This window comes from Streptomyces sp. NBC_00009 (genome assembly GCF_045040855.1).
Lineage (GTDB): Bacteria > Actinomycetota > Actinomycetes > Streptomycetales > Streptomycetaceae > Streptomyces > Streptomyces aureus.
Window position 1 is genome coordinate 4,736,129 of sequence record NZ_CP108312.1, and the last position, 12,020, is coordinate 4,748,148.

General features: G+C 71.2%; 11 protein-coding genes. 10 read left to right on the plus strand and 1 reads right to left on the minus strand.

Annotation, left to right across the window (positions count from 1 at the left end):
* The first annotated feature begins 61 nt into the window (after positions 1 to 61).
* The 9 genes from OHA58_RS21445 to OHA58_RS21485 all read left to right on the plus strand — a co-directional run bounded on the left by OHA58_RS21445 (position 62) and on the right by OHA58_RS21485 (position 9,887).
* Entirely contained in the window at positions 62 to 439 is a 378-nt protein-coding gene (locus OHA58_RS21445; RefSeq protein ID WP_206302118.1) for a DUF3499 domain-containing protein, read from the plus strand.
* 141 nt (positions 440 to 580) lie between these two features.
* Positions 581 to 2,197, plus strand: a complete 1,617-nt coding sequence (locus OHA58_RS21450; protein WP_405480696.1) for an L-lactate permease — start codon at positions 581 to 583, stop codon at positions 2,195 to 2,197.
* 90 nt (positions 2,198 to 2,287) lie between these two features.
* Entirely contained in the window at positions 2,288 to 3,652 is a 1,365-nt protein-coding gene (locus OHA58_RS21455; protein ID WP_405485090.1) for a phosphomannomutase/phosphoglucomutase, read from the plus strand.
* A 110-nt stretch (positions 3,653 to 3,762) separates the two neighbouring features.
* Positions 3,763 to 3,933, plus strand: coding sequence for a Trm112 family protein (locus OHA58_RS21460; protein ID WP_100597970.1), 171 nt, complete (start codon positions 3,763 to 3,765; stop codon positions 3,931 to 3,933).
* 43 nt (positions 3,934 to 3,976) lie between these two features.
* Entirely contained in the window at positions 3,977 to 5,101 is a 1,125-nt protein-coding gene (locus OHA58_RS21465) for an SIS domain-containing protein (RefSeq protein ID WP_405480697.1), read from the plus strand.
* A gap of 63 nt (positions 5,102 to 5,164) precedes the next feature.
* Positions 5,165 to 6,316 (plus strand): mannose-6-phosphate isomerase, class I, encoded by a 1,152-nt coding sequence (gene manA, locus OHA58_RS21470; protein ID WP_405480699.1) that lies wholly within the window; start codon positions 5,165 to 5,167, stop codon positions 6,314 to 6,316.
* A 128-nt stretch (positions 6,317 to 6,444) separates the two neighbouring features.
* A complete protein-coding gene (locus tag OHA58_RS21475; protein ID WP_405480700.1) occupies positions 6,445 to 7,449 on the plus strand; it encodes a cation diffusion facilitator family transporter in 1,005 nt (334 codons plus the stop codon).
* 235 nt (positions 7,450 to 7,684) lie between these two features.
* Entirely contained in the window at positions 7,685 to 9,148 is a 1,464-nt protein-coding gene (gene ahcY, locus OHA58_RS21480; protein WP_405480702.1) for an adenosylhomocysteinase, read from the plus strand.
* Between the two features lie 124 nt (positions 9,149 to 9,272).
* Positions 9,273 to 9,887, plus strand: coding sequence for a hypothetical protein (locus tag OHA58_RS21485; RefSeq protein ID WP_405480703.1), 615 nt, complete (start codon positions 9,273 to 9,275; stop codon positions 9,885 to 9,887).
* A 17-nt stretch (positions 9,888 to 9,904) separates the two neighbouring features.
* Here OHA58_RS21485 and OHA58_RS21490 read toward each other — a convergent pair whose 3' ends face one another.
* Entirely contained in the window at positions 9,905 to 10,849 is a 945-nt protein-coding gene (locus OHA58_RS21490; RefSeq protein ID WP_405480705.1) for an RDD family protein, read from the minus strand.
* 110 nt (positions 10,850 to 10,959) lie between these two features.
* Between OHA58_RS21490 and OHA58_RS21495 the strand changes: the two genes are divergently transcribed.
* A complete protein-coding gene (locus tag OHA58_RS21495) occupies positions 10,960 to 11,967 on the plus strand; it encodes a stage II sporulation protein M (protein ID WP_405480706.1) in 1,008 nt (335 codons plus the stop codon).
* Positions 11,968 to 12,020 lie beyond the last annotated feature (53 nt).

Here is a 12,020-nt window from a genome sequence, read left to right on the forward strand (position 1 = left end):
GTGGGGTGACCTCCCGGGGAGTCGTCGCGGCCCGCTCAAGAGTGCGGTACCGTCCAACGCTGTGAGCCCTGTACGTCGCTGTTCGCGCACCGCTTGCGGCCGTCCCGCCGTCGCGACGCTGACGTACGTCTACGCCGACTCGACCGCGGTCCTCGGCCCCCTCGCCACCTACGCCGAACCCCACTGCTACGACCTGTGCGCCGAGCACTCCGAGCGCCTCACCGCCCCGCGCGGGTGGGAGGTCGTCCGGCTCGCCGACACCTCCGGCCCCTCGCGCCCCAGCGGCGACGATCTGGAGGCCCTGGCGAACGCCGTGCGTGAGGCGGCCCGCCCGCAGGAGCGCGCGGCCGAGGCGGGCGGCTCGGGCCCCCGCACGGCGGACCCGATGGAGGTCGCGCGCCGCGGCCATCTGCGGGTGCTGCGCTCACCGGACAACTGAGCCGGACCCCATCCGGTAGCCGGGCCGGCGGCCGGATTCGGATTTCGGTTTCCCCTTTACGGAATCTCCTCCGTCCCACTCATTGACCTGAGTTTGTTGCGGACACAACAATTTCGCCACCCAGAGCCCCGGGAGGCGCCTGTGTTCGTCCAGCAGCTTGAACCGGTGGCCGGATCGCTCGGTCTGTCCGCACTCGTCGCGACCCTGCCCTTGCTCACCGTGCTCGTCCTGCTCGGCGCCGTCCGCATGAAGGCCCACCTCGCGGGCCTCATCGGGCTCGCCGTGGCCGCCCTCGTCGCCTGCCTCGCCTACGGGATGCCCGTCGGCCAGACCGTGTCGAGCGCCGCACAGGGCGTGCTGTTCGGGCTCTTCCCCATCATGTGGATCGTCGTCAACGCCCTGTGGGTGTACCGGATGACCGTCCGCACCCGGCACTTCGACATCCTGCGCCGCTCCTTCGGGCGGCTGTCCGACGACCCGCGCATCCAGGCCCTTGTCATCGCGTTCTGCTTCGGCGCCCTGCTGGAGGCGCTCGCCGGATTCGGGGCACCCGTCGCGATCTGCTCCGTGATGCTCGTCGCCCTCGGCTTCGACCCCGTGAAGGCGGCCGTCGTCGCCCTCGTCGCCAACACCGCGCCCGTGGCCTTCGGCGCGATGGGCACCCCCGTCGTCACCCTCGCCCAGGTCACCGGGCTCCCGCTCGACTCCGTCGCCTCCGTGGTGGGCCGTCAGACACCCCTGCTCGCCCTGCTGGTGCCGCTCATCCTCGTCTGGCTCGTGGACGGGCGGCGCGGCCTGCGCGAGACCTGGATACCCGCCCTCGCCTGCGGAGTCGCCTTCGCCGCCGCCCAGTTCGCCGCCTCGAACTACGTCTCCGCACAGCTCGCCGACATCGGGGCCGCGCTCATCGGCGCGGGCGCCCTCGTCGCCGTGCCGCACGCACGCAGGCCCGTCGCCGAACCCGTACGCGCCGCCGTCCTGACCGGCGTACGCAGCGAGGAGCTCGACCAGGACGACCCGCGGCCCGAGGTCCTGCGCGCCTACGCCCCGTACGCGCTCATCGTCGTCATCTTCTCGATCGCGCAGATCCCCGCGGTCAAGGAGTGGATCGCCAAGGCGACACGCGTCTTCGACTGGCCCTTCCTGAACGTGGCGAACCCCGAGGGCAAGCCCGTCGGCGGCAATGTCTTCACCCTGCCGCTCGTCTCCACCGGCGGCACCCTCGTCCTCCTCGCCGGCGCGATCACGGCCGCCGTCATCGGCGTCCACGCGCGCGTGGCCGTACGCGAGTGGCTGGCGACCGTGTACGAGCTGCGCTTCGCGATCCTCACCGTGACCAGCGTCCTGGCCCTCGCCTACGTCATGAACCTCTCCGGGCAGGCCGCCACCATCGGGCACTTCGTCGCCGCTGCCGGTGCGGGCCTCGCGTTCCTGTCGCCCGTACTCGGCTGGTTCGGCGTCGCCGTCTCCGGATCCGACACTTCCGCCAATGCCCTGTTCGGCGCACTCCAGGTCACCGCCGCCCAGGAGTCGGGCCTGTCACCCGAACTGCTCGCCGCCGCGAACAGCTCCGGCGGCGTCCTCGGCAAGATGATCTCGCCGCAGAACCTCACCATCGCGTGTGCGGCCGTCGGGCTCGCGGGCAAGGAGGGGGACCTGTTGCGCAAGGTGCTGCCGTGGAGCGCGGGACTGCTGCTCGTGATGTGCCTGATCGTGATGGCGCAGAGCTCCGCGGTCCTCGGCTGGATGCTGCCCTGACCACTCCGGAACGGGACGCTCACAGCTGACTGTCAGTCCGTACGGGTAGTTTGTGCTGTCCGAAGCGGACTTCAGGAGAGTTGGGTGACCGTGACTGCTGATCTGTCGCAGATCGTCAAGGCGTACGACGTACGCGGAGTGGTCCCGGACCAGTGGGACGAGCACCTCGCCGAGCTGTTCGGCGCCGCCTTCGTACGCGTCACGGACGCCGCGGCCATCGTCGTCGGACACGACATGCGGCCCTCGTCACCCGGCCTCTCCCGGGCCTTCGCGCGCGGCGCCGCCGCCCTCGGCGCCGACGTGACCGAGATCGGCCTGTGCTCCACCGACCAGCTGTACTACGCGTCGGGCGCGCTCGGCCTGCCCGGCGCGATGTTCACGGCCTCGCACAACCCGGCCCAGTACAACGGCATCAAGATGTGCCGCGCCGGCGCCGCCCCCGTCGGACAGGACACGGGCCTGGCAGAGATCCGCGGACTGGCCGAGAAGTGGCTGGAGACGGGCGCCCCCGAACCCGCCGCGAAGGCGGGCACCCTCACCCGGCGCGACACCCTCGACGACTACGCGGCCTACCTGCGCTCCCTCGTCGACCTCACGAAGATCCGCCCCCTGAAGGTCGTCGTCGACGCGGGCAACGGCATGGGCGGACACACCGTCCCGACCGTCTTCGCGGGCCTGCCGCTCGACCTCGTCCCGATGTACTTCGAGCTCGACGGCACGTTCCCCAACCACGAGGCCAACCCGCTCGACCCGGCGAACCTGGTGGACCTCCAAAAACGCGTCCGCGAAGAGGGCGCCGACCTCGGCCTCGCCTTCGACGGCGACGCGGACCGCTGCTTCGTCATCGACGAGCACGGCGACCCCGTCTCCCCGTCCGCCGTCACCGCCCTCGTCGCCTCCCGCGAACTGGCGAGGAACGGCGGCACGGGCACGATCATCCACAACCTGATCACCTCCTGGTCCGTCCCCGAGGTGGTGAAGGAGCACGGCGGCACACCGGTACGCACGCGCGTGGGCCACTCCTTCATCAAGCAGGAGATGGCCACCTCCGGAGCGATCTTCGGCGGCGAGCACTCGGCGCACTACTACTTCCGCGACTTCTGGAACGCGGACACGGGCATGCTCGCCGCGCTCCACGTCCTCGCCGCCCTCGGCGGCCAGAGCGGCGCCCTGTCCGCCCTGGTCGCCGAGTACGACCGCTACACCGGCTCCGGCGAGATCAACTCCACGGTCGACGACCAGCACGCCCGCCTCGCCGCGATCAAGACCGAGTACGCCGGCCGGGACGGCATCACGCACGACGAGCTCGACGGCCTGACGATCACCTCCGCGGACTGGTGGTTCAACGTCCGCCCGTCCAACACCGAGCCCCTCCTCCGGCTGAACGCGGAGGCCAGGGACGAAGCCACGATGGCCAAGATCCGCGACGAGGTCCTGGCGATCATCAGAGCCTGACCACGGCCACACGCGAAACGGGACCCCGTCCGAGCAGCCGAGCCACCGCCCCCGGCGGTACGCTGACCAGGCCGCACGCACACACATTCACACCGCCGAAGGGACACCCCATGCCGCTCGAAGCCGGCCTCCTGGAGATCCTCGCCTGCCCGGCCTGCCACGCCCCCCTCAAGGAGGCGGACGCCGAGCTGCTCTGCACCGGATCGGACTGCGGCCTCGCCTACCCGATCCGCGACGGCATCCCCGTACTCCTCGTGGACGAGGCCCGCCGCCCCGCATAGGTCCCACCCAGGCCCCGCAGGGGCCGTCCCGGAGGCTGACACCATGCTCGACGAATCGCTGCTCGACGCCCCCGAGGCCCTCGCCGGGGTCGACCGCCGCGGACTCCTGCGCGGCGCCGCCGAGGCCGGCGCCCGCGTCCGCACCGCGGTCCGGCACGCCGCGGAGGCCGGGATCACCCAGCTCGAACCGGACGGCCGCCCGCGCGCCGTCCTCTTCGCCGGACCCGGCCTCGCCGCCGGCTGCGTCGCCGACCTGCTCAACAGGCTCGCCGGCGCCTCCTGCCCCGTCGCCCGCCTGCGCCCCACCGGAGTCGCCCCCGCCGCGGGCGCCCTGCGCTGGGAGCTGCCCGGCTGGGCGGGCCCCGTGGACCTGCTCCTGATCGCGACCACCGACGGCACCGAGCCGGGACTCGCCCTCCTCGTCGAACAGGCCTACCGGCGCGGCTGCACCATCGTCGCCGTCAGCCCCCAAGGCACCCCCCTGACCGAGGCCGTCGCCGGGGCACACGGCCTCTTCGTACCGATGGCGACCGCCCCGTACGAGCAGGACGAACCCGCCGCGGCCTCCGCGCCCGGCGCCCTGTGGGCCCTGCTCACCCCGCTGCTCTCCCTCCTGGACCGCACCGGCCTGCTCTCCGCGCCGGCCGAGACCCTGGAGAGGGTCGCCGACCGCCTCGACCAGACCGCCGAGCGCTGCGGCCCGGCCATCGCGACCTACAGCAACCCCGCCAAGACCCTCGCCGCCGAGCTCGCCGACGCCCTGCCCCTGATCTGGACCGAAGGGCACGCCGCGGGCCCGGCAGGCCGCCGCTTCGCCGCCGCGCTCGCCGAACTCGCCGGCCGCCCGGCCCTCGCCTCCGACCTGCCCGAGGCGCTCCCCGCGCACGGCCGCCTCCTCCTCGGCGACCTCGCGGGCGGCGCCGACCCCGACGACTTCTTCCGCGACCGGGTCGACGAGGCGCAGCCGATGCGCGTCCGCGTCGTCCTCCTGCGCGACCGGCCCGGCGGCCTCACCGCTGCGCCCGCCGCCCGCGAGCTGGCCCTCGGCCACGACACCCCGATCAGCGAGCTCGAACCCGAAGAGGGCGGCGAACTGGAAACACTCGCCGAACTGATCGCCGTCACGGATTTCGCCGCCGTTTACCTCGCGCTCGCCTCAGGCGCATGACGTGGACCCGGCCGGTCCGAACACCGGCCGGCCCCTTGACCCGCGTACGGAGAAGAACACCTGATGGACCGCCTCGCCAACACCGTCCGCCCCTATGCCTGGGGCTCGACCACCGCCATCCCGCACCTCATCGGTGCCGAGCCGACGGGCGAGCCGCAGGCCGAGATGTGGATGGGCGCCCACCCGGGAGCCCCCTCGCAGACCGGGCGCGGCCCGCTCAACGAGGTGATCGACCAGGCCCCCGAGCGTGAGCTCGGCCCGCAGGCCGTCGCGAAGTTCGGCCCCCGCCTCCCCTTCCTCCTCAAACTCCTCGCCGCGGGCGCCCCGCTCTCCCTCCAGGTCCACCCCGACCTCGCCCAGGCCAAGGAAGGTTACGAGGCCGAGGAGCGCGCCGGCGTCCCCGTAGACGCCCCGCACCGCAACTACAAGGACGCCAACCACAAGCCCGAACTGCTCTGTGCCCTCACGCCGTTCGAGGGCCTGTGCGGATTCCGCGCCCCCGAAGAGGCCGCACGCCTCATCGAAGGACTCGGCGTCGACTCCCTCAAGCCCTACGCCGACCTGCTGCGCGCCCACCCGGAAGAGGCCGCGCTGCGCGAGGTCCTGACGGCCGTACTGAGCGCGGACCCCGAGGAGATGGCCACCACGGTCACCGAGGCCGCGGTCGCCGCCGAACACCTCGGCGGCGACTACGCGCCCTACGCCGGGCTCGCCCACCACTACCCCGGCGACCCCGGCGTCATTGCCGCCATGCTGCTCAACCACGTCCGCCTCAACCCCGGCGAGGCCCTCTTCCTCGGCGCCGGCGTCCCGCACGCCTACATCGACGGCCTCGGCGTGGAAATCATGGCCAACTCGGACAACGTCCTGCGCTGCGGCCTCACCCCCAAGCACGTCGACGTCCCCGAACTCCTGCGCATCGTCCGCTTCGAGGCCACCGACCCCGGCATCCTTCGCCCCGAGGCGTCCCCCGACGGCGAAGAGGTCTACGCGACCCCCATCGACGAATTCCGCCTCTCCCGCCACGTCCTGCCCGAGGGCACAGCCCCGCACGACGTCACCGCCGCGACCCCGCAGATCCTGCTCTGCACCGCGGGCACCGTCCGCGCCGGCGAACTCGCCCTCACCGCAGGGCAGTCGGCGTTCGTCCCCGCAGGGGAAAAGGCCGAAGTGTCCGGAGCCGGCACGCTCTTCCGGGCAACCGTGGTGGCCTGACGCGCCCCAGCCGTCCCGGGCTGCAACAATGACCCACCGCAAAGGGTGGGCAAAGCCCGGGACGGCGTACGCGGACAGATCCGTACGAGCCAGGACCGGGACGGCGTACGAAGGGACATCGGGAACACATGAGCGCTTCAGGCGGCACAAAAGCGATCGTGGCGGCACTCGCCGCCAACCTCGCGATCGCGGTAGCGAAATTCGTGGCGTTCCTCTTCAGCGGCTCGTCCTCGATGCTCGCCGAGAGCGTCCACTCGCTCGCCGACTCCGGCAACCAGGGCCTCCTGCTGCTCGGCGGCAAGAAGGCCCAACGCGAGGCGACCCCGCAACACCCCTTCGGCTACGGCCGCGAGCGCTACATCTACGCCTTCCTCGTCTCCATCGTCCTCTTCTCGGTCGGCGGCATGTTCGCCGTCTACGAGGGCTACGAGAAGATCAAGCACCCGCACGCGCTCGAGAACTGGTACTGGCCGATCGGCGTCCTCGTCTTCGCGATCATCGCCGAGAGCTTCTCGTTCCGTACCGCCATCAAGGAGTCCAACGAGCTGCGCGGCAAGCTCACCTGGTCCCAGTTCATCCGCCGCGCCAAGGCACCCGAGCTGCCCGTCGTCCTCCTCGAGGACTTCGGCGCGCTGATCGGTCTCGTCCTCGCACTCGCCGGCACCGGCCTCGCCCTCGCCACCGACGACGGCCTCTGGGACGGCATCGGCACCCTGTGCATCGGCATCCTGCTCATCGCCATCGCGATCGTGCTGGCCGCCGAGACCAAGTCGCTGCTCCTGGGCGAGGCTGCGGGCATCGACGACGTCAAGAAGATCGAGACCGCGCTCGTCGACGGAGACACCGTCACCGGCGTCATCCACATGCGCACCCTCCACCTCGGCCCCGAGGAACTCCTCGTCGCCGCCAAGATCGCCGTCCAGCACGACGACACGGCCACCGAGGTCGCCAACGCCATCAACGCCGCGGAGGCCCGCATCCGCGAGGCCGTCCCGATCGCCCGCGTGATCTACCTCGAACCGGACATCTACAACGAGGCGGCCGCCTCCGCCGGCACCAACCCGGCCAAGACCCCGGACAGCCCGACCTCGGACAACTCGGCCCCCGACAGCTCGGGCCCGGACGCCAACTGACCTCCCCGCTCACGCCGGACCCGGAGGCGGGCTGGGTCCGGCTGGGCCGATCGGTGTAGATTCGTCACTGAGCCAGACGTCGCTGCTGATGGCGGTCGGGCGGCCCGCACGACGGGCCGGCCGAGGGAGAGAGGGCCTCCGACGGACTGCGCTGCGAGCGCCGGGCACTCGTATGTCCATCGCCGCAGACCAGCCATGCCCACCTCGACCCACCACCACGAGGAGCAAGCTCCCTATGACGACTGTCGACAACCGACAGGACCAGGACTTCAAGGTCGCCGACCTCTCCCTGGCCGACTTCGGCCGCAAGGAGATCACCCTCGCCGAGCACGAGATGCCCGGCCTGATGTCCATCCGCAAGGAATACGCCGCCACGCAGCCGCTCGCCGGCGCCCGTGTCACCGGCTCCCTGCACATGACGGTGCAGACCGCCGTCCTCATCGAGACCCTCGTCGCCCTCGGCGCCGAGGTCCGCTGGGCCTCCTGCAACATCTTCTCCACCCAGGACCACGCCGCCGCGGCCATCGCCGTCGGCCCGAACGGCACCCCGGACAACCCCCAGGGCGTCCCGGTCTTCGCCTGGAAGGGCGAGACCCTGGAGGAGTACTGGTGGTGCACGGAGCAGGCCCTGACCTGGCCGAACACCCCCACCGGCGGCCCGAACATGATCCTGGACGACGGCGGTGACGCCACCCTCCTCGTCCACAACGGCGTCCAGTACGAGAAGGACGGCAAGGTCCCCTCGGCCGACACCGCCGAGTCGGACGAGCACCGCGTCGTCCTGGAGCTCCTCAACCGCACCATCACCGAGGGCTCGCAGAAGTGGACCCAGCTCGCCTCGGAGATCCGCGGCGTGACCGAGGAGACCACGACCGGCGTCCACCGTCTCTACGAGATGTACCGCGACGGCACCCTGCTGTTCCCGGCGATCAACGTGAACGACGCCGTGACGAAGTCGAAGTTCGACAACAAGTACGGCTGCCGCCACTCCCTGATCGACGGCATCAACCGCGCCACCGACGTCCTGATCGGCGGCAAGACCGCCGTCGTGTGCGGCTACGGCGACGTGGGCAAGGGCTGCGCCGAGTCGCTGCGCGGCCAGGGTGCCCGGGTGATCATCACCGAGATCGACCCGATCTGCGCGCTGCAGGCGGCGATGGACGGCTATCAGGTCGCGACGCTCGACGAGGTCGTCGACAAGGCCGACATCTTCGTCACCACGACCGGTAACAAGGACATCATCATGGCCTCGGACATGGCCAAGATGAAGCACCAGGCGATCGTGGGCAACATCGGCCACTTCGACAACGAGATCGACATGGCCGGTCTCGCGCAGATCCCCGGCATCGTCAAGGACGAGGTCAAGCCGCAGGTCCACACCTGGAAGTTCCCCGACGGCAAGGTCCTCATCGTCCTTTCCGAGGGCCGTCTGCTGAACCTGGGCAACGCGACGGGCCACCCGTCCTTCGTCATGTCCAACTCGTTCGCGGACCAGACCCTGGCCCAGATCGAGCTGTTCACCAAGCCCGACGAGTACCCGACCGACGTCTACGTGCTCCCCAAGCACCTCGACGAGAAGGTCGCCCGCCTGCACCTCGACGCCCTCGGCGTGAAGCTGACGACGCTGCGCCCCGAGCAGGCCTCGTACATCGGCGTAGAGGTCGACGGCCCGTACAAGCCGGACCACTACCGCTACTGATCCCGAGCGGACCCCGGTGCTGCGCAGGCCCCTCGCACTCCGGTGCGGGGGGCCTGCCCCGTACCGGCCCGGCATCCCACACCACCCGACGTCCGCACGACCCCGAAGGACCTCGAGAGCCCCCATGCCCCGCGGCCGCTATTCGCTCCACGACACCCACGACCACACCCCCCTCGGCGAAGAACACTTTCACTGCGCCCCCGGCCCCTCCGGCTGGCGCTACGTCTCCCAGACCATCACCCCCTCCGGCGACCACTCCGGCTCCGTCGACCTGGCCATCGACGAACTCGGCCGCCCCATCCGCCTCGAACTCAACGCGGCGAGCTGGCAGGTACGAGGAGCAGCCATCGACGGCGTCACCTGGGTACGCACCGACCCCACCGGCGCCCACGCCACCGAGGGAAACGCCCCCGCTCACGCCTTCACCGGCACCTCGCCGGCCTTCCTCGTCGCCACCGCACGCCTGCTGCGCCTCACCCCCGCTTCTCCCGCGACCCGCGTCCGCCTGGTCCGCTTCACCGACCCCGTCCTGGCCCCCCTCACCCTCGACCAGTCCTGGGCCCTGCTGAAAACAGAAACACACACCACTGACAACGGGCCCCTGAACGTCGACGAATACCAGGTCACAGACCTGGACACGGGGGAACAGCAGGCCGTCTACCTCGCCGGCGACGTGGTGCTCGCCGCCTCCGGCATCGAACTCGAACACCTCGAATCCCCGCCCTCGACCTTCGCCTGAGAGACGGCGGACCCGCGTCAGGCAGGCGGCACGAAACCCGTGCCCGGCCCCTCGTCCTCGCGAGGACGCGCAGGTGCGACATCGAGAGTGGGAGGCGCAGCCGCGACCGCCGGACCCGCGGGCGCCCCAACCGGCGCCCCGGCACCCGGATACACCGGACCCGGCCCACCCACCGGACCCGTCCCGACCGGAGCCACCCCCACCCCCACCGCCCCGCCGCTGAACGCCCGCTGCGCATCCCGCGACTGCCGCTCATGCACCACCGCGGCCAAATACGCCGCAGGCGGCACATCACGTGGCGCCGGAGCACCCGTACACGCTGCCAGATCACCGGCAAGCCGCTCCGCCATCGCCCAGCCAACCTGCGGATCCAGCTGCCCCATCCGCGTCAGATACGACCGGACCGCCAGCCACAGCCCGTCCGGCACCCCCGACAGATCGAGCCCGGCGAACCGCCCCACCAGCCACGGAGGCGGCGGGGGCACGAACCGCGCCGGCCCCGCCGGCACCCGCTCGCGCACGACGAGCGTCCCCGCGAACACGTCCCCGAGCCGCCGCCCCCGCTCGGACACCAGCGACGCGATGCACGCGACCACCCCGAACGTCATGAGGATCTCCACGACCCCGACGGCCCCGCGCACCAGCGCATGCCGGAACCGGATCGGCCCCCCGTCGTCCCGCACCACACGAAGCCCGCACGCCAGCTTGCCCAGTGAACGCCCATGGCTCAGCGTCTCCACCGCGATCGGCACCCCGACAAGCACCAGCACGAACGTCGCCACCGCCACAGCCGCGGCCGCCGCCTCGTCCAGGGAAGCGGTGGACGCCACGATCCCCATCGTCACCACGATGTACACGGTGAACGCCACGACGAGATCGATGACCACCGCCAACGCCCGACTGGGCAGCTTCGCGGGGCGCAGCTCAAGAGCCACCGCCTCGCCCGTCACAAGCTCATTCACGCCGACCGTCCTTCCCTGCCCTGCCCTCGGAACCGCCAGTCTGCCAAGCTGAGGGCACATCGCGCCGCAGAGGTAGCCACAGCAACAGCAGCCGAGGAGCAGCCGACCCGATGGACCTCGACGTCTTCGTGTCCGCCCACCGAGCCGAGTGGGACCGCCTGGACGCGCTGCTGCGCCGCAGACGCCGCCTCACCGGCGCCGAAGCCGACGAACTCGTCACCCTCTACCAGCGGGCCGCGACCCATCTCTCCCTGATCCAGTCCAGCGCCCCGGACCCCCAGATATCCGGCCGTCTCACACAACTGGTGGCACGCGCGCGTAGTGCCGTGACAGGCACCCGCCGCGCCTCCTGGCGCGACGTGACCCGCTTCCTGACCCAAGGTTTCCCCGCGGCGGTCTATCGCTCCCGCCACTGGTGGGTCCCCACCGCACTCCTCTCCACCGCGATAGCCGCCCTCCTGGGCTGGTGGATAGGAACGCACCCCGAAGTACAGGCATCGATCGCCGCCCCATCCGAACTGCGCGACCTCACGCGCCCGGGCGGCCAGTACGAGACCTATTACTCCAGCCACCCTGCGGCCTCCTTCGCCGCCCAGGTGTGGACGAACAACGCCCAGGCGGCAGCCATGTGCCTGGTCCTGGGCGTCTTCCTGGGCCTCCCCGTCCTCTGGATCCTCTTCCAGAACATGCTGAACCTGGGAGTGGGCATCGGCCTGATGTCCTCGGCCGGCCGCCTCGACACCTTCCTGGGCCTGGTCCTGCCCCACGGCCTCCTGGAACTGACAGCTGTCTTCGTAGCGGCCGGTACGGGCCTGCGCCTCGGCTGGACCCTCATCGACCCGGGCCCCCGAACCCGCCGCGCGGCCCTCGCCGAAGAAGGCCGCGCCGCCCTGGGAATGGCGATCGGCCTGGCGCTCATCCTCTTCATCTCGGGCGCCATCGAAGGCTTCGTCACCCCGTCGGGCCTGCCGACCTGGGCCCGCATCACCATTGGCGTCGCCGCGGAGCTGGCATTCCTCGTGTACGTCTACGTGCTCGGTGGTCGCGCGGTACGCGCCGGTGGGACGGGGGACCTGGACACCGCGGAGCGCAGCGCCTCCGTCCCCATCGCCGCCTGATGTGCGTTCGCCCCCTCTGACCTGCTAGTCTCCTCGACGCCCCACAAAGGCTG